This is a genomic window from Priestia sp. VA7 (genome assembly GCF_055710015.1).
The window spans coordinates 392,105-411,049 of sequence record NZ_JBVQPN010000004.1; the positions used below are offsets into that span (position 1 = coordinate 392,105).

Sequence of the window (18,945 nt, forward strand, 5' to 3'; positions counted from 1 at the left end):
CTCTGGCTTTTATTTATTCTTCCCATTTCTTACTGTTGATTTTCTCAATAATCCCGTGCAAATCACCTGGCTTATGAAACTCAATCGGAGACGCGCCTTTTTCAAACAGAATCGATTCTGCTTCAATTAACGCCACGTAGCGTCCGTTTACTTTCGCTAAGTGAATATTTTCCCCGAAATCAGCTAACAGTCCTTTAATCTCTGTTTCGCCAAGCTTCATTTTAAGCTCCGCATCAGGCGTATGCTCGACGATATGAGCAGCGGCTTCCATGACTTGATGCGTATCTAAGCGTTCTTGAAGCTCACGCTTTTCACTTGTTGCCCACAGTTCCATGTCTGATTCAAACTGTTCGAGTTCTACGCTTTCTGCTTCAAACGTTTCGCTGACGTGTTCACGCACCATATCCATCACTTGTGTTTTCATAATCTCGGGCATCGGCTCGTTGTAGTCAATGAATTTCAAGAAATCTTCAAAGTAACGAGCGTGAGACGCTTGGTGGATGACGAGTTCGCTTTCTTCGACCATTCCTTCTTCAGGCATGTATGGGTATTGAATAGATTTCATGTTTTTAGTAGTAATCGCCATTTCTACGTGACGAATAAGGGTTGATTCATCTGAAATTGAAGCCACTTTTGGTTCGAAGTCACATTTTAAAATAAACACAAAAGCATGATCAAAATATTTTCTTGGAACAGCAGATACAACTAAAAATGCTCCTCCTCGAACGGCTGCAGTATCAAGGTATGCATTGATAAACTGTTCGCTATTTTCTTCAAATTCTTCTTTGTTTGTGGCAAAACGAGTGCGGTGAAATAAATTATAATTAGGGTTTGAGTCGAGAGCGTGTCCTGGTTCAACTATAAAATACCCGAGCTTTGTAGGCACTTGTTCTGCTTTGGGGTGTCGCTCTACTTTACGTTTTACAATTTTTTTAAATTCACCATCTAAAAAATCTTTAATGGAACTTTCGTCATATTCTTCTGTATCAAGCGTTTGAAAATGCTTATATTGTTTAGAAGCCTGTTCTTCTTTTCCTTCTACTTGTATTACGTAAAATGATAAAAAATTAATTTTAAAATCCATAGCAGTCACCTTGTTTCTTTTTAGTCAGTTACTTCAGTATAAGAAAGAGTCCGGTAAGCGTCAATGCCTGTTAGCTTTAGGGGAAGAAGAGCTACTTATACAATTGATCAGCTGAGGAATAGTGTATAAAGCAAAGAATAAGAGAGGCAGGGAGCCTCTCTTATTTATACTGCTCCAGTCGTTCAAAAAAGGTTTTGACAAACTTATAAAAAATTTTATCAGAAGGTGCTAAATCACGATTTCGAGGAATAATCATTCCGACTGTACGCTGAAGCTGCGGCGTATGAATAGGGAGTTTAGTCGTAAAACGAGGAGTCGTTTCAGACACTGTGCTTTCAGGAAGAAGCGTGACGCCGATTCCTGCGGATACAAGACCTTTAATCGCATCTAAATCTTCTCCTTCAGATGAAATATTGGGCATGAATCCTGCTTGTTTGCAAGCGTCGAAGGCCATTTTATGTAAAATGAATCCTTTTGGAAATAGCACAAAATCTTCATTTCTTAAATCTCGCAGCCGAATGTTATCCCGTTCAGCGAGCGGATGATGAGAAGGAACAAGGGCTAAAAGATTTTCAGTGAATAGAATATGGCCTTCTATACTCTGGTCCTCTACAGGTACAGGGCCTAAAAAAGCAATATTAATATCTCTTTTTTTAACCGATTCAATTAAAAATTTATACGAACCTTGTCTAAGATGAAAAGCAACATTTGGGTGTTCTTCTTTAAAGGCTGATATAATAGTAGGAAGAAGGTGACTGGCAAGGCTTGTGGGAAATCCGATTTTAATCGTTCCTCTTTCGGGATCCAGGTATTCATCAATTTGTTCTTTCGCATAGTCAATAGCTTTCATAGCCGTTTCTGTATGCTCAAGAAAGACTTTTCCTATTGCTGTTAACTTGACATTTCTTCCTTCGCGTTTGAATAAACTAACACCTAGCTCAGATTCCAGGTTCGCGATTTGACGGCTGATCGCTGATTGAGCTACATGCAGATATTCTGCCGCCTCAGATACGTGTTCTCTTTTTGCAACTTCCATAAAATAGCGTAATTGACGCAGTTCCATAGGCATCCTCCATCTATATATATCAAAATTAGATTAGTTTCATCTAAATTATATATTGTTTATATTGATTTGAAAACTTACAATGTAAACAGGTGATCTTAAAAAGATAAAGAAAACGAACGGGGGAGAAGAAGATGACATACAATCAAATGCCAAAAGCTCAAGGTCTCTACCGTCCTGAATTTGAGCACGATGCATGTGGAATCGGACTATACGCTCAATTGAAAGGCGTAGCGTCACATGATATCGTTAAAAAAGGACTAAATATGCTTTGCCAGCTTGACCATCGAGGCGGACAGGGAAGCGATCCGCTAACAGGAGACGGAGCTGGATTAATGGTACAAATTCCACACGCGTTCTTTAAAAAGACATGCGGTGAATTGAACTTGCCAGAAAAAGGTCGTTATGGAGTTGGAATGATCTTTTTCTCAAATAACGAAGACGAGCGTCGAGAAATCGAAGCTTATATTAATAAATTAATTGAAGAAGAGGGACAAACGTTACTAGGTTGGAGAACTGTACCTGTAAATGTCGGAAAAATCGGAAAAGTTGCAAAAGAAAGCTGTCCGTACGTACGACAAGTATTTATTGGGGCAAATGACAGTATTCAAGATGACTTAGCGTTTGAACGCAAGCTATATGTTATTCGTAAGCAAGCGGAAAATTGGGCGCAGGCGCGTCAAAACCGTTTTTATTTTACGAGTCTTTCAAGTAGAACAATTGTGTACAAAGGGTTATTAACGCCTGAACAAGTTGATGCTTTTTATCTTGACCTACAAGATGAAGATTTTACTTCAGCGTTCGCTTTAGTGCATTCTCGCTTTAGCACAAACACGTTCCCAAGCTGGGAAAGAGCACATCCAAACCGTTATTTAATTCATAACGGTGAAATCAATACGCTTCGCGGTAATCAAAACTGGATGAGAGCACGTGAACAACAGTTTGTTTCGGACGCATTTGGTAAGGATTTGCCGAAGGTTCTTCCGATTTTAGATGCTGAAGGAAGCGACTCCTCCATGTTAGATAATGCGCTAGAGTTCTTTGTATTGGCCGGCCGTAAGCCAGCGCATGCAGCGATGATGCTTATTCCAGAGCCTTGGTCTGAGAATCCGCACATGTCAAAAGAAAAACGTGCTTTCTATGAGTATCATAGCGCATTAATGGAGCCATGGGATGGTCCGACTGCTATTTCGTTTACGGATGGAAAGCAAATCGGTGCTATTTTAGACCGTAACGGTCTACGTCCAGCTCGCTACTATGTTACAAAAGATGATTACATCATACTTTCATCAGAAGTAGGCGTCATTGATGTTGAAGATGAAAATGTATTATATAAAGATCGTTTAAGCCCAGGTAAAATGCTTCTAATCGATTTAGAGGAGGGCCGAATTATTTCAGACGAAGAAATTAAATCTGAAATGGCACAGGCTGAGCCTTATCAAGAGTGGTTAGATGAACAGCTGGTAACGTTGCCAGAAGTACAAGGAGAAAAATCTGAATACTTCGATGATTTGGTCATCCGCCAGAAGTCATTTGGCTACACGTATGAAGATATTCATAAATATTTAGTTCCAGTTATTACAGAAGGAAAAGATCCGCTTGGTTCAATGGGTAACGATACTCCATTAGCCGTGTTGTCTGATCTTCCTCAATCGCTGTTCAATTACTTTAAGCAGCTATTTGCTCAAGTAACGAATCCACCGATTGATGCTATTCGTGAACAGTTGGTTACATCGACAATGACATTGCTTGGTGCAGAAGGGAATTTACTGCATCCAACCAAAGAAAACATTCATCGAATTCAGCTTGAGACGCCGGTTTTAACAAACGATCAAACTGATCAGCTGAAGTCTGCCATTCATCCGGATTTCAAAAGTGCCGTTATATCTGCTGTATTTACAAATGATTTAAAAGCAGATCTTGATCGCGTATTTGCTGAAGCTGAAGCGGCAATTAACGCCGGTGCTAGCATCCTTGTTCTGACAGACCGTGAAGCGGGAGCTCAATCCGTAGCTATTCCAGCTTTATTAGCGGTCAGCGGGCTGCACCAGCACCTAGTGCGAAAAGGAAACCGTACAAAGGCGAGCATTGTAGTGGAAACGGGAGAAGCGCGTGAAGTGCACCATTTTGCAGCGCTGCTTGGTTACGGCGCAGACGCAATTAATCCATATCTTACTTTTGCAACATATCAAAATGAAATTAACGCAGGTACGTTAAACGTATCGTATAATTATGCTGTTGAGAAATACGTAAAAGCCGTTACTGAAGGTGTCGTAAAAGTAATGTCTAAAATGGGTATTTCAACGGTGCAAAGTTATCGGGGCGCACAAATTTTTGAAGCAGTTGGAATCAGTGCAGAGGTTATCGAGCAATATTTTACAGGTACTGCCTCGCAGCTTGGCGGTATCGGTTTAGATGTTATCGCAAAAGAAGCAAAAACGCGTCATGACAATGCTTATGTTGAAACAATTGAGCAAACGTTAGAATCAGGAAGTGACTTCCAGTGGAGACACACGGGCGAGCATCATGCGTTTAATCCAAAAACAATTCACACGCTGCAATGGGCTTGCCGTAAGGGAGATTACAGCTTATTTAAAAAATTCTCTGAATCGGCTAATGAAGAACGCATCGGTTTCTTGCGCAATCTGTTCTCGTTTAATGGATCGCGTTCATCTATCTCCATTGATGAAGTGGAATCAGTTGATTCGATTGTAAAACGTTTTAAATCAGGTGCTATGTCGTTTGGATCTTTAAGTCAAGAAGCTCATGAAACATTAGCGATTGCGATGAACCGTTTAGGGGCACGCAGCAACAGTGGAGAAGGCGGCGAGCATCCTAGCCGCTACACTCTGGATGAGAATGGAGATAATCGCCGCAGTGCGATTAAACAAATCGCTTCTGGGCGTTTTGGGGTGAAAAGTCACTACCTTGTGAATGCAGATGAGCTTCAAATTAAAATGGCACAAGGTGCAAAACCTGGAGAAGGTGGTCAGCTTCCAGGAAACAAAGTATATCCATGGGTAGCAGATGTGCGTGGATCAACGCCAGGAGTAGGCTTAATTTCACCTCCTCCACACCACGATATTTATTCGATTGAAGATTTAGCGCAGCTTATTCACGACTTGAAAAATATAAACCGTGATGCACGAATCAGCGTCAAGCTCGTTTCAAAAGCAGGTGTAGGAACGATTGCTGCCGGAGTAGCAAAAGGAGTAGCGGATGTTATTGTCATTAGCGGTTACGACGGAGGTACGGGAGCATCTCCAAAAACAAGTATTAAACATACTGGACTACCGTGGGAACTTGGCTTAGCAGAAGCTCATCAAACACTTATGTTAAATGGTCTTCGTGAAAAAGTAGTGCTTGAAACAGACGGGAAATTAATGACGGGTAAAGATGTAGTCATGGCAGCACTTCTAGGAGCAGAAGAGTTTGGTTTTGCTACGGCGCCTTTAATTGTTTTAGGCTGTATCATGATGCGTGCGTGTCACTTAGATACATGCCCAGTTGGAGTGGCGACGCAAAATCCAGAGCTTCGTAAAAAGTTCCTGGGAGAAGCGGACCACATCGTTAACTATATGAAATTTGTTGCACAAGAAGTGCGCGAAATTATGGCTGAACTTGGATTTAAAACAGTGGATGAAATGGTTGGACGTACAGACGTATTAAGCGTTAGCGAACGTGCAAAAAATCACTGGAAGGCTCAGCACTTAGACTTAACAACTCTTTTATATCAAGCTGAAGGTGTACGTACCTTTAAAACACCTCAAAATCATAAAATTGACGAATCTCTAGATATGCAAAAGATTTTGCCTGCGGTACAGCAAGCAATCGAGCATAAGTATCAAGTCGAGTTAGAACTTCCAATTTCTAATATTAACCGTGTAGCTGGAACAATTGTGGGAAGTGAAGTTACAAAACGTTACGGTGAGAAAGGTCTGCCAGAAGATACGATTACTCTTCGATTCACTGGCTCAGCAGGACAAAGTTTTGGTGCGTTTGTTCCAAAAGGAATGTCTATGTATCTAACTGGAGATGCAAATGATTATATCGGAAAAGGTTTATCAGGAGGTAAAATCATTGTTGCTCCACCTAAGGAAACAACAGCTGTGTCAGGCGAGAATGTTATCGTTGGGAACGTTGCATTTTACGGTGCAACAAGCGGTGAAGCCTATGTTAGCGGGCTAGCAGGGGAACGTTTTGCAGTTCGTAACAGCGGTGTGAACGTAGTGGTTGAAGGAATTGGCGATCACGGCTGTGAATATATGACTGGCGGACGTGTTGTCGTATTAGGCGATGTAGGTAAAAACTTTGGTGCAGGAATGTCAGGCGGTATTGCTTACGTATTTGCTGATGATCAAGAAGCATTCAAAAACCTTTGCAATAAAGACATGATTGGGTTTGAGGGCTTAAAAGGCGAAGAAGCAGAAGAAGTAAAAGAGATGGTTTCAAATCATCTGAAATATACGAACAGTCATAAAGCAGCATTTGTCTTGGAAAATTGGGAACAATCACTTTCAAAATTTGTAAAAGTGATTCCGAATGATTATAAACGCATGATGAATCGCATTGAAGAGCAAAAGGCAGCTGGACTAACGGAAGAAGAAGCAGCTATGAGTGCGTTTGAGGAAAATGCAAAACAAGAAAAGAAAGCATCGGCAAAACAACAAGAAGCGGTAGCTCAGTAAGAAAGGGGAGAGTACGATGGGAAAACCAACAGGATTTATGGAAATCAAACGTGAAAAAGGGAAGGAACGTGACCCGTTAAAACGTTTAGGTGATTGGAAAGAGTATGCTGCTCCTTTATCTGATGAAGCGCTAAGCCGTCAAGGGGCACGATGTATGGATTGTGGCACACCTTTTTGCCACATGGGAATGGATATTAATGCTTTTACTTCTGGATGTCCAATCTATAACTTAATTCCAGAGTGGAATGATTTAGTTTATAAAGGACGCTGGAAAGAAGCTTTAGAGCGTTTAATGAAAACGAACAACTTCCCGGAGTTTACAGGACGAGTTTGTCCTGCTCCGTGTGAAGGTTCTTGTACGCTTGCTATTTCAGATCCAGCCGTTTCGATTAAGAATATCGAACGCGCTATTATTGATAAAGGCTTTGAGAATGGGTGGATTACTCCGCGTATTCCGGAGAAGAGAACAGGCAAAAAAATTGCTGTTATTGGCTCTGGGCCAGCAGGCTTAGCAAGCGCAGATCAGCTGAACCAAGCGGGTCATTCAGTAACAGTATATGAAAGAGCAGATCGTGCTGGCGGTTTATTAACATATGGAATCCCGAATATGAAGCTAGATAAAGAAGTAGTGGAAAGACGTGTTCGCTTATTGACGCAAGAAGGTATTGATTTTGTAACGAATACGGAAGTTGGAAAAGACATTACTGCTGAAGAGTTAAAAGAACAATATGATGCTGTAATTTTGTGTACAGGGGCTCAGAAGCAAAGAGATCTAGTACTAGAAGGTCGTGAAGCAAAAGGAGTTCACTTTGCAATGGACTACTTAACAACTTCAACAAAAAGCCTTTTAGACTCTAACTTCAAAGATGGTCAATTTATTGATGCTGAAGGAAAAGACGTTATTGTTATTGGAGGAGGAGACACTGGAGCTGACTGTGTAGCTACTGCTCTTCGTCAAAAATGCCGCAGCGTTGTTCAGTTTGGTAAACATCCTCAGCTTCCTGCTGAGCGTACGGCAGATAATATGTGGCCTGAATATCCACATGTATTTAATCTTGAATATGCTTATGAAGAAGCACAGGCGAAATTTGGGGACGATCCACGTGAATATTCAATTCAAACGAAAAAAATCGTGGCAGATGAGCAAGGCAATCTAAAGGAACTTCATACGGTGCAAATGGAAAAGGTAAAAGGTGAAAATGGACAGTACATCTTTACCGAAATTCCAGGAACAGAAAAAGTATGGCCAGCTCAGCTTGTCTTTATTGCGATTGGGTTTGAAGGTCCAGAGCATCCAGTTCTATCAGCGTTTGGTGTTGAAACGAAAAATCGTCGCGTAGATGCAGCGTATGGAAATTACAAAACAAATGTTGAAGGTGTTTTTGCTGCTGGTGACGCTCGTCGTGGGCAAAGTTTAATCGTATGGGCTATTCATGAAGGTCGTGAAGTAGCTAAACAAGTTGATAGCCATCTAATGGGAGCAACTGTATTACCATAACAAAAAACCGTCACAATTGTGGCGGTTTTTTGTTTATCTAGGATTTGGAACTTCATTTCCTCTACGTACATTCTCAAACGAAACGGTTAAAATCGTGTTGGTAATTCGAACCTGTGAAGCGGGGGAGACGCTGTATAAGTTAAAAAGTTCAAATATCCAGGGGTCACGTTTTTTTAACTGTCGCGCGGCTTTTTCAACGCGTTCGTTAATAGATCCGCTGTAATTGTTATAGTTATCATCGACAAATCTTACAATGGAACGAAATAAGTATTCTGTTAGTTTGCTATCCATCCCGCCTCGTTGAGCATCTCTGTAGATGGACTGATACTGTCGTTTTAAAATTTTCATCACTCTGTCTATATCGCGTGTAGATCTAACTTCCTCTTCTTCATGCAGGATATAAGAAAATAAGTCTTCATTGTATCTATAAGGTTCTAAATAATTTTCATTCGTAGTAGGAACTACTGGATGGTAGTAGCGCGGCATATAGGGGTAAACCCATTGACTGTACATGAAACATTCACACCTTCCTCGTTCATTTCCCATTAGTTTATGCACGAACGTGCTAGCTGCTGCATGTTTGTTTTAAATAAAATTTAGGAGTTTGATAATAGGACCATCCTCTAAACTCTTGATAAGTCGATATAAAATAAATGTAAATCGGTGTATTTAGCAAGTCGGGATAATGTTGAAAAAACGCTTGGTCTCCGTAAAATATTGCTTCTAAAGCAAGGGGGAGTTCACGACGGAAAATCTGATAACGAAGCTGCGCTTGCTCGCGGCTGAACTCGCCTCCGCTAACAAAAACTTCGCCTTGAATAACTGCTTGTCGGTCTGTTACGTGAAGAGCAGCTAGTACTTCATCACGCATATTTTTATCTATCGCCTTGTTGTTATATGAGCATCCGATGCTTAAAAAAAGCTGACCGGTTGTATCAGAATGAGTAAGAGTATATTTTCTTCCGGAAACCGGATAGGAGGAAGTAGCAGGTGGAATAAGAGTCGTAGAAAGTTTTGAAGAATTAAACGAACTCATAGTCATTGACACTCCTTTTTTTGAATAAATTTCAATATTATACGGCGCTATGGGCTAAGTTGTGATAAATGTCTACTTTCTTTCTGTAAGAAAGGCGTTTTGATGTACTTTTCGAGAAAAGGATGGTAATATTTAACTAAAATTATGCATGTATAGTCCCCAAGAGTGTCTTCAAAAGCAAATGTGAATGGAGGTTATCACTTGAATATCACAACGTTTGACGGTAAGTATGGAAACTGGCTAACGACTAAAAATCCTCTTCAATTTCAAGCAGCGACTGCCTATGGGAACATTGGGCTGGCTCCTATCTATTGGGGAACAAAAGAAGAAAAAAATGGATGGTATTACATGTATCAGCCTGAAGAAATAACGGGCGTTCAAGTAGAAGGTAAAGTTGATGGTGGTAAATTTCTCATTCGAATTCCTGATGATTGGAATGGAAAGTTAGTTATGTCAGGAGTCCCAGCTACCCGAGATGAGAAATCAACGGATTTACTATTCAGCGACTATGTGTTGGCAAAAGGGTTTGCGTTTGCTGCTTCTGATAAAGGAACTCAGGGAGAAGAAGTGATAGATGATCCATTTGCTAAAGCAAAGAACGCTCTAGTGAAAGAAGAAGACTCCATTAGAAAATGGCATATTCAATACCGAGAAGTGGCAAAAATAGCTCAGAGATTTTTGTTTGAAAATTATCGTCACAAACTTCAAAAAGAAGTGACAGAATATTTTGATATAAAAACGTATGCGTTAGGTATTTCTAACGGAGGTTATGTTGTTCGCTATGCTTTAGAAAACGATGGAAAAAATGGAGAGCCTCAGCTTTTTAATGGAGGCGTTGAATGGGAAGGGGTTATGTGGCGAGCTGATCACGATAACTTGATTACTTCCTTAACACCTGTTGTAAATCATGCCGAAGAAGCACTGTACACCGTAGGTGAATCGCAAAAAGAAGCTTTGCACCGTTTGTATCAAGCAGGGTTGCCAAAAGGATCTGAGTTTTTATGGCCATATCATGACCAGTATTATTGGTTTTTAACGCTTAATATATATAGAGATGAGTTTGACAGTCAAGCACCTGAAAGCATTCCATGGCAAAAATACTTGACTCTTTTTAAAAACGGAGTTAGAGATCGTTCGTTAGATTCTATTTTTGAAAAGTATGATTATCAAGAAAGACCGCAAGATGTAAAGCAAAGAGTTCGTGAAATTGAAAATACAGGTGATATTTCCGTTCCGTTGATAAGTATTACAGGGTCGTTAGATGCTCTTATTTTTCCGGATATTCATGCTTATCCTTATGAACAACTGGTAAAAGATTCTGGTAAGCAACACCTTCATCGTCACTATGTAATTGAAAATGGCAACCACATTGATAGCTTAGTATGGAATCATCAAATTGACCCAGATCGAAAGCTTCAGCCTCTCCTCCCTTATGTGTATCAAGGATTTGAACTGCTATGTGATTGGGTGGAGAATTTTGAAGAACCTCCGAAAAATAAGAAAATAAGTGCGCCTCTCAAGGAAATGCATGTAAAAGATCTAAAAACAGAGGAAGACGTGCTGCCGTTGACTACAAAGAAAAGCATATCAACAGAAAAATAAATCGTTCAAAACCGTGCCGAAGGTGCGGTTTTTAATTTGGAAAAGCAATGTTTGAATAAAAACACCTTTGGTGAATACAAAATATTATAGTACGATAAGAATGGAATATACGTTATTTGTTATTTATTTTCATCTATTTAAAATAAAAATAATAAAAACATTGAACAAAACCGAACTTTTGTGTTAGATTAATAACTATAATTCGTACATTTATTAAATGGCTACAGTTGAAAGGAGCAAAAAACATCATGACAGCGAAAGTAATTAAAGGAAAAGAAGTAGCGCAAGAACTGCGCGCCGCATTAAAAGAAGAGGTAGCTCAATTAAAAACAAAAGGTATCGTTCCTGGTTTAACCGTGATTTTAGTAGGAGAAAATCCTGCTTCGCAATCATATGTAAAAGCAAAAGCAAAGGCTTGTGAAGAAATCGGTGTTGCGTCTGAAATTATCAAACGTGACGTATCGATTACTGAAGAAGAGCTTTTAAACGAAATCCATCACTTGAATGGAAATCCATCTGTTCATGGTATTCTTATTCAACTTCCATTACCAAAACATATTGATGAAAAAGCAGTATTAAATGCTGTATCTCCTAAAAAAGATGTAGATGGCTTCCACCCAGTAAGCGTAGGGAATATGGTTATTGGCGATGAGTGCTATTTACCATGTACACCACACGGTATCGTTGAGTTAATTAAACGTTCAGGTGAAGAAATTTCAGGTAAACATGCGGTAGTAATTGGACGAAGCAATATTGTTGGTAAACCAGTATCCATGCTGTTACTTCAAGAAAGTGCAACGGTAACAATTGCTCACTCTCGCACAAAAGATTTATCTGCTTTAACAAAACAAGCTGATATTCTTGTGTCAGCTGTAGGACAACCTAGACTTATCAAAGCAGATGATATTAAGCCGGGTGCCATTGTAATTGATGTAGGTAACACAATGGAAAATGGTAAACTCGTTGGTGATGTTGATTACGAAGCGGCTTTAGAAGTTGCAGGTTATATCACACCAGTACCAGGGGGAGTTGGTCCGATGACCATCACAATGTTATTAAAAAATACGGTAGACGCTGCTAAAACAATTAACAACGTAAAATAATAAAAAGTAAAAAAGAGGCTGAGACAAAGGTATTTTCGTTGAATGAAGATCCGAACGAGTTTGATTCTTGATTGAGAATCAAACTCGTTCGGATTTTTTCATTGATAAAGTCAACATAGGTTTCATGTGTGGAGGTGCTTCTAGCTGGTGATTGGAGGGCAAGGCGAAAACTTCCGCGGAAATCAATAGCGGTGTTACAAGCGACAATACTAGAGAATTTATCCAGTTTGTTCGTCTTTAGGTTGGATTGATTTCGTTATGTCTGAATCTTTTTTTGCTTCAGTAATGGAATGGAGGCTAACAGAATAGAATGTAACAACCTGTATACAAAGAGGGGGAAGCGATGGTTACGTTACCTGCAACCGTATATTCTCAACAAATGGTGAAGAAAAAGTTAAACGTTTACTATCCAGTTGTACATTTGACTAATCAAGCTGTTCAGCACAGCATGAACAGTAAAATTTTGCAGCGCACGAATGAATTAATTCGTCAGCAGGGATATGGAGAAAATCCGGATACAGAAGAAACGGGTTATTATGAGTTGAAAACAAACGAGCGAAATGTGCTCAGCTTAACACTTGTCAATTTTGCTTATTCCGGGGGAGCGCATGGATTGACCGTGGTCGTCCCGTTAACGTTTAATGTGCTGACTGGAAAAACGTATCAACTCAAAGATCTATTTAAAAAAGACAGTAATTACGTGAGCATTCTTTCTAAAATAGTAGGAGAGCAAATAAAAGAGCGCGATATTATGGTTCTTGGAGAATATAAAGGAATTAAACCAGATCAAGATTTTTATATCGCCGATAAATCACTTGTACTCTTTTATCAGCTGTATGACCTGGCTCCTTACGTATATGGAATTCCTTACTTTCCTATTTCTATCTACGCTATTCAAGATATTATTGAAGATGAAAGTCCACTTGGTCAAATGTTTGGATAAAGTTATAAAAAATTGCGGTGCGGCCGTACGTATCTTTTTAATTCGGCCGCTAGCTGCTGACGAAGCGAACGAACGCCAATCGCTTCAGCAATATCTTTTGCTACAGGAAATACCCCAATATTAGTGATATGAACACGAAGGTAACCCTCATACAAGCATCCTCGGTCCGCATGCTTGATTTTGGTGCGTACAACAGCTTCTATTTTATCGTTTTCATTTTGCAAAGGGTAAGAGTCTGTAATATGAAAACGAAAAGAATATTCCTCCATCACCATCATCCTTCTTTCTATGATATGTACTAGCATACTATACAAATAGTGAATCAGAAAAAATAAATGTGTCAAAAAGACAAAGCGCAAAGCAATCAAGGAAGCAGTTTCCTGTATGTAATGATCCTTATTTGTGAACGATAACAGAAAAAGACAAAAAGCTGGAGTTGCGATGATAAAAATAGCAGTCAAAGGATTACTTATTATTTTATCTCTATATATTCTGTATGTGGTTATAACCGCGGTGGTTCTCTTTTATGTACCTTTAAAAAAAGGAGAGGAAACGACCTCAATTAAACCGGCTAGCTTTTTTGGTCACAGGGAGTCTACGGATCGAGTGAGACTTCTTGAAGATGGTTATGAGGCAGGAAGAGTTCGTATTCAAATGATTCAAGAAGCTGAGAAATCGATTGATATTACTTATTACTCAATAGGAAAAGGAGAGTCAACTGATTTAATTATGGCCGCTCTTTTTAAAGCAGCTGATCGAGGCGTCCATACTCGCGTTCTTTTAGATGGGATAGCTAACGGCTTACGAGGAAATCGAAGAGGCGTACTCTATGCATTAGCTTCACATCCTAATATTGAAGTGAAGTATTACGAACCTCTTCAATTGTTTAAACCTTGGGCGTGGCAAAATCGTATGCATGACAAAATAATGATTGTAGACGGAGAGCTAGGCATAATAGGAGGACGGAATATAGGGGACAAATATTTGGCTAAAAAGCCTCCTCCAGATTTCGTCTATGATCGTGATGTCTTTATTACAAACAGCAAACATAAACAAGATAGCGTTATCACTCAAATGCAAAATTATATAAATGAATTATGGGCTCATCCTTACACTAAAAAAGCTTTTCATCATCTCACACAGTACCAGGTCGATCAGGGAAAGAGAATGAAAGCTTTGCTGCTGCAGCAATATGATAAAGCTAAGCAAGTAGGAGAAACGTTTGCGACGCCTAAGATTGATTGGAATGCTTCCACCGTTCCTACAAAGCGTGTTTCTTTTATTCATAATCCAATTGAACGCTTTAATAAAAGACCTTTTATGTGGAAAACGTTTATTAACCTGGCAGAAGGAGCTAACCGCTCTGTTCTTATTCAAAGTCCTTATGTGGTGCTAACCAATGCGATGAGAAAGTATATAGCAATGAAAAAGAATCCAGCTGTTCAATGGACGCTACTCACAAATTCAGTTACATCTACGCCCAATGTGTTGGCTTTTTCCGGGTATATAAGTATGCGTGATAAGATTATGAAGACAGGTGTAAAGCTTTACGAATACCAAGGACCTTATTCCATCCATGCAAAGTCTGTGATTTATGATCAAAGACTGAGCGCCGTAGGCTCTTTTAATTTAGATTCTCGTTCTACATTTTTGAATAATGAATCAATGGTCATTATCGATAGTCAAGAATTTGCAAAAAAGTTGACGATGGCGATGGAAAACAAAATGGATAAAAGTATCCTTATTGCCAACCATAAGCGATGGATTAAATCTCCTGACATCCAAAAGAAAGAAGAACCTGTTATGAAGCGAACCTTCCTATACGCCCTTGCAAAAGTGACGAGGTTTTTTAAGGAATTTATTTAAACAATCGGCAGTAAAACAAAAAGCACTCAATGGTATATCCATTGAGTGCTTTTTGTGACATATCTTATAAATAAGTGAATAAACACATTTGTAAGATATGTAAATTATCCCCTTTTATTTACTGGAGAAAATCGGTAGTATAAACATAATAAATAAAAAGGAGGAAGGTACATGGAAACCGCCGTTTTAATGAAACCAGATGTAGCTTATAAAAAGGCTTATATGAGCTTTTATCATGAATGGAAAGCAAGCGGAGAAAAAATGATTCCGTGGGTAATTGCTAAAGATCCTGCTTACTTTGAAAAAATGGTTCAAGAGTTGTTAGATGCAGAAAAAGGGATCGGATTAAAAAAAGGATATGTACCCGATTCCACCTACTGGCTAATGCATCACGAAAAAGTAATAGGCGTAGTTAATATCCGCCATGAGCTAAGTGAAATACTGCGAAACAGCGGAGGACATATAGGTTATGGTATTCGGCCAAGCGAAAGACAAAAAGGATATGCGAAGCTGCTACTGAAGTTATCTCTTCAAGAAATTAAAAAGCTGGGAGTTCAACGTGCATTAGTTGTGTGTGATGATTGGAACACGGCTTCTCGTCGAACTATTCTGGCAAACGGTGGTATACAAGACGAGGATTATATAGAAGAGAACGGAGCTGTTGTTCAACGCTTTTGGATTCATACGGATAAAATGGCATAAAAAAGAGATGAATTTTTTAATTCACCTCTTTTCTGTTTAGTCATATTGTTTTAAAGCTAACTTCAGCCGCATATAGGTATACATAGCGTATGCCTGTCTTCCTTTTAAACTGTACGGATTTGCTTTGGAGCAAAGACAGTCAAGGAATTGCTCATCACATGAGCGGCATGATCCGTAATCTTCATAGCATAAATCATGGTATTTACAGCAGCAGTCTACATCATTTACAGGACAGCCGGACCCACTGCAGCCGGGACCACACCATTTATAGCCGGGGAAGAGGCAGGGCGTGGCTTTCCGTTTGTTCGGAACAGACATAATCATACATCCTTTTCAATAGTCTCTTTACATTAAATGCAAGAAAGAGAAAAGAGACAGGGACAAACACCTTGCAGCAGCAGCCTAATTTTTATAAATTTCTATTTAATCGATAAATGCGTCATTCATCCGCATTAGTAGTTTGCCAAACAGCTCCTTTTCTTCACTTGACCATTTTTTTAACATACTATGATAGCGTTCAAGGCGCATTTGTTTATCAGTTTGCAGCATGCGTTTTCCACGTGATGTGATGTCAAATAGGCTGACGCGTCCATCCGAAGGATCAGAAGAGCGGGAAATAAGCTTTTTGTTTTCTAAAGCAGCAGCTTGTCTAGACAGAGTTGAAATGTCGAGTTTAAATGCTTCTGCTAGCTCTTTTACACGAGCTGGTCCAAATTCATCTAATTGCCGCAATAATAAATAAGCTGATCTTTCTAGATTTCCTATTTTATTTTCAGAATTATCAAGATAGACGGCTCGTCTAATAAAGGTAGTAAGTTCATATTCAATCAATTCAATTGAATTTTTTTCTTGCATTATAATCTCTCCTTACAAAATCATTCATTGACAAAGAAATATATACTTGTATAATACAAATGTATATATAGTTGTATAGTACAAGTAAAAGTAAGTAAAGTAAAGGATGTTTATATAGTTAAATGTTAGACAACATGACAAAGTAAAGAGAGGAGGACAACTGTTCTTTATCTATAGGACAGTGACCTATAATGAAAGTGATACGAATCATTTTACAAATCGCGATTCTTTATGCTTTTTCTATGATTGGCGAAGCTGTTCACCACATACTTCACCTGCCTATCCCAGGCAGTATTATAGGCTTAATTTTAATGCTCATTTGCTTAACGTGCAAAATTGTTCCCATCAAAGTGATCGAAGACGGAGCAAGCTTCTTGTTATCTTTTTTACCTTTATTATTCATACCAGCTATGGCAGGAGTGATGAATTATCCTTCGCTTCTTTCAAGCAGCGGAGCGATTTTGTTTTTAATTATTGTGCTTAGTACAATCATTACGATGGCTGCCGCGGGGGCTGCCAGCCAACTTTTAGAAAAGAAAGCGAACAAACGAAAGGAGAAACAACAGTGCAAGAATTCTTTATCGCGCTCTTTATAATCATAGCTACAGTTGCTTTGTATCTAGTCATGGCGAAAGTATACGTACGGTTCTCCTACCCAATTCTTATTCCAGTGTTAACTACAACCGTATTCGTTATTCTTCTTTTGCTTGCTTTTCATATTTCTTATGACGAGTATATGATTGGAGGCAAATGGATTAATTCACTTCTGGGGCCAGCGGTTGTTGCATTAGCGTATCCACTTTATAAACAGCGTGAGATGCTAGTGAAATACAGCATTCCTATTATTGGAGGAGTGTTTGTAGGATTATTTGCAGGCATGATTAGCGGACTTGTGTTCGCTGAAGTATTCGGCATTGACCGAAGCCTGATTTTATCCATTGTTCCTAAGTCTATTACCACTCCCGTTGCAATTCAAATTGCTACGGGACTAGGAGGGGTGCCATCCATGACTGTGGTATTTGTTATGATTGCAGGCTTTTCGGGAGTAATTCTTGGACCTTTACTTTTAAAGTGGATTCGTATTAAAAGTTCTTTAGGAAAAGGAATTGCCCTAGGCAGCGCTTCTCATGCGCTAGGAACTTCTAAAGCATTTGAATACGGTGAACTAACGGTATCGATGAGCTCGGTATCAATGACGTTAAGCGCTGTACTGGGCTCGGTTTTTGGGCCGATTGTTGTCTGGCTATTCCAAGTGTAAAGTGAGATAAGTAAATACAGAAAACAACCCTGTTTGAGTTCAAACAGGGTTGTTTTCTATGTCAAATTACGAATTTTATTCGCAGCAAACTTTCAGTTGTGCGGCTCTTACTCTGGTACTATAATAAAAAGAAAGAAAATTCATAAAATAACCGCTTTTTTGTTATTTTTAGGAAGGCTAGTCAATTGTCAGTTGGGTAAGTAGGCTTAGTCAAGGTTATATACGCAGTGAAAATAGCAGAAAAGAGGAGCTGAACATATTTTATGAAAGAGGAGCTCGTGTATATAGGAAAAAAGATTCTTGAACATAAATATAGCTTGTCAGAAAAATTAGCCGAACGTTTAGATTCTACACATACGCTAAGTATAGAGGAATTAAAAGAAAAGAAAATTTTGAAATGGCGAGTGTCAATTATGGAGTACTTTGGAAGAGCGCTATTTGAAGAACAAGAGGATGTACTTAAACTTGTTAAAGAATGGGCACTTGACACGGGAAAATATGCAGTGGAAAAAAATATTCCTTTAGAAAAAGCACTCGGTATCCTCCCAATCTATCGCAGCGTTATTTGGGATGTATTTACAAGAGAACTAGAGGAGCATCAGTTTGCTGCAATTACCATGCTGCATGTCAGTGAGCGAATTGATCCGCTTTTAGATACGGTAACATATGTTTTTGGTCAAATTTATGATGAGCATAATCGATATATGATGAATTTAGCTTACACGTCACTAGAAGAACTGTCAGTTCCGCTCGTACCTGTCACAAAAGGTATCGCTATTATGCCGATTATTGGAGAAATTGATACTCATCGCTCGCAAGTTATTATGGAAACTTGCTTGAAAAAAGGGACAAGCCTTCAATTATCCTATCTTATTTTGGATATTTCAGGTGTCGTGATTATTGATACAATGGTAGCAGACAATCTGTTCAAAATTCATCGATCTCTCAAATTAGTAGGAGTGGAAGCTATTATAACAGGGATACGACCGGAAATTGCCCAAACGGTAGTGAAACTGGGAATTAATTTTAATCAAATTAAAACAGAAGCAAATTTAGAAGCAGCGCTTTTAAAAATTGGGTTTAGACGTCCTGAAGAACATAGCCGTGCGCATGTATCATCACAACGCATAAAATGACCTGTTATGAACATACAATGGAGATATTCCTTCTTCTAAACGTCGGTATGAAATATGGATTTCAGCAGATAGAAAGTAAGCGCATAGTAAAAAAGCGGATGTTAACCAACA

General features: G+C 39.1%; 17 protein-coding genes. 10 read left to right on the plus strand and 7 right to left on the minus strand.

What is annotated here, in order from left to right:
* Nucleotides 1-13: 13 nt before the first annotated feature.
* Both AC0C45_RS19840 and AC0C45_RS19845 read right to left on the minus strand, forming a co-directional pair.
* On the minus strand, nt 14-1,084 hold the full coding sequence (locus AC0C45_RS19840) for a DUF3900 domain-containing protein (RefSeq protein WP_237893927.1): 1,071 nt from the start codon (nt 1,082-1,084) through the stop codon (nt 14-16).
* A gap of 160 nt (nt 1,085-1,244) precedes the next feature.
* Nucleotides 1,245-2,147 carry a LysR family transcriptional regulator gene (locus tag AC0C45_RS19845; protein ID WP_013056801.1) on the minus strand — a complete coding sequence of 301 codons (903 nt, stop codon included), beginning with the start codon at nt 2,145-2,147 and terminating at the stop codon, nt 1,245-1,247.
* 134 nt (nt 2,148-2,281) lie between these two features.
* Between AC0C45_RS19845 and gltB the strand changes: the two genes are divergently transcribed.
* Nucleotides 2,282-6,835: a glutamate synthase large subunit gene (gltB, locus tag AC0C45_RS19850; protein WP_472928615.1), complete on the plus strand. Its 4,554-nt coding sequence runs from the start codon at nt 2,282-2,284 to the stop codon at nt 6,833-6,835.
* 16 nt (nt 6,836-6,851) lie between these two features.
* The gene (gltD, locus tag AC0C45_RS19855; RefSeq protein ID WP_013082931.1) at nt 6,852-8,333 is read left to right on the plus strand and encodes a glutamate synthase small subunit; all 1,482 of its coding nucleotides are present in this window, start codon (nt 6,852-6,854) and stop codon (nt 8,331-8,333) included.
* 33 nt (nt 8,334-8,366) lie between these two features.
* Here the strand turns inward: gltD and AC0C45_RS19860 are convergent, their stop codons facing one another.
* Nucleotides 8,367-8,846 (minus strand): hypothetical protein, encoded by a 480-nt coding sequence (locus tag AC0C45_RS19860; protein ID WP_237893929.1) that lies wholly within the window; start codon nt 8,844-8,846, stop codon nt 8,367-8,369.
* A gap of 52 nt (nt 8,847-8,898) precedes the next feature.
* Complete coding sequence (locus tag AC0C45_RS19865) at nt 8,899-9,369, minus strand: staygreen family protein (protein ID WP_013082933.1); 471 nt, start codon at nt 9,367-9,369, stop codon at nt 8,899-8,901.
* Nucleotides 9,370-9,570: 201 nt separating this feature from the next.
* Here AC0C45_RS19865 and AC0C45_RS19870 point away from each other — a divergent pair, with 201 nt between their 5' ends.
* The 3 genes from AC0C45_RS19870 to AC0C45_RS19880 all read left to right on the plus strand — a co-directional run bounded on the left by AC0C45_RS19870 (nt 9,571) and on the right by AC0C45_RS19880 (nt 13,017).
* Entirely contained in the window at nt 9,571-10,971 is a 1,401-nt protein-coding gene (locus AC0C45_RS19870) for an alpha/beta hydrolase (protein WP_472928618.1), read from the plus strand.
* Between the two features lie 248 nt (nt 10,972-11,219).
* The gene (folD, locus tag AC0C45_RS19875; RefSeq protein WP_016763907.1) at nt 11,220-12,074 is read left to right on the plus strand and encodes a bifunctional methylenetetrahydrofolate dehydrogenase/methenyltetrahydrofolate cyclohydrolase FolD; all 855 of its coding nucleotides are present in this window, start codon (nt 11,220-11,222) and stop codon (nt 12,072-12,074) included.
* 343 nt (nt 12,075-12,417) lie between these two features.
* Nucleotides 12,418-13,017: a DUF3298 and DUF4163 domain-containing protein gene (locus AC0C45_RS19880; protein ID WP_013082936.1), complete on the plus strand. Its 600-nt coding sequence runs from the start codon at nt 12,418-12,420 to the stop codon at nt 13,015-13,017.
* Between the two features lie 2 nt (nt 13,018-13,019).
* Here the strand turns inward: AC0C45_RS19880 and AC0C45_RS19885 are convergent, their stop codons facing one another.
* Nucleotides 13,020-13,286 carry a diaminopimelate epimerase gene (locus AC0C45_RS19885; RefSeq protein ID WP_100229235.1) on the minus strand — a complete coding sequence of 89 codons (267 nt, stop codon included), beginning with the start codon at nt 13,284-13,286 and terminating at the stop codon, nt 13,020-13,022.
* Between the two features lie 172 nt (nt 13,287-13,458).
* Here AC0C45_RS19885 and AC0C45_RS19890 point away from each other — a divergent pair, with 172 nt between their 5' ends.
* Both AC0C45_RS19890 and AC0C45_RS19895 read left to right on the plus strand, forming a co-directional pair.
* Nucleotides 13,459-14,883: a phospholipase D-like domain-containing protein gene (locus tag AC0C45_RS19890; protein WP_472928621.1), complete on the plus strand. Its 1,425-nt coding sequence runs from the start codon at nt 13,459-13,461 to the stop codon at nt 14,881-14,883.
* A 171-nt stretch (nt 14,884-15,054) separates the two neighbouring features.
* On the plus strand, nt 15,055-15,585 hold the full coding sequence (locus AC0C45_RS19895) for a GNAT family N-acetyltransferase (RefSeq protein ID WP_016763911.1): 531 nt from the start codon (nt 15,055-15,057) through the stop codon (nt 15,583-15,585).
* Between the two features lie 36 nt (nt 15,586-15,621).
* Here AC0C45_RS19895 and AC0C45_RS19900 read toward each other — a convergent pair whose 3' ends face one another.
* A complete protein-coding gene (locus AC0C45_RS19900) occupies nt 15,622-15,909 on the minus strand; it encodes a phospholipase (protein ID WP_472928623.1) in 288 nt (95 codons plus the stop codon).
* 99 nt (nt 15,910-16,008) lie between these two features.
* On the minus strand, nt 16,009-16,440 hold the full coding sequence (locus AC0C45_RS19905; RefSeq protein ID WP_237893931.1) for a MarR family winged helix-turn-helix transcriptional regulator: 432 nt from the start codon (nt 16,438-16,440) through the stop codon (nt 16,009-16,011).
* A gap of 191 nt (nt 16,441-16,631) precedes the next feature.
* Here AC0C45_RS19905 and AC0C45_RS19910 point away from each other — a divergent pair, with 191 nt between their 5' ends.
* From AC0C45_RS19910 to AC0C45_RS19920, 3 genes are all read left to right on the plus strand, one after another.
* Nucleotides 16,632-17,036: a CidA/LrgA family protein gene (locus AC0C45_RS19910; RefSeq protein WP_013082940.1), complete on the plus strand. Its 405-nt coding sequence runs from the start codon at nt 16,632-16,634 to the stop codon at nt 17,034-17,036.
* A complete protein-coding gene (locus tag AC0C45_RS19915) occupies nt 17,006-17,698 on the plus strand; it encodes an LrgB family protein (protein WP_013082941.1) in 693 nt (230 codons plus the stop codon). Before AC0C45_RS19910 ends, AC0C45_RS19915 begins: the two co-directional genes overlap by 31 nt.
* Nucleotides 17,699-17,961: 263 nt before the next feature.
* On the plus strand, nt 17,962-18,834 hold the full coding sequence (locus AC0C45_RS19920; protein ID WP_034652598.1) for an STAS domain-containing protein: 873 nt from the start codon (nt 17,962-17,964) through the stop codon (nt 18,832-18,834).
* Nucleotides 18,835-18,945 lie beyond the last annotated feature (111 nt).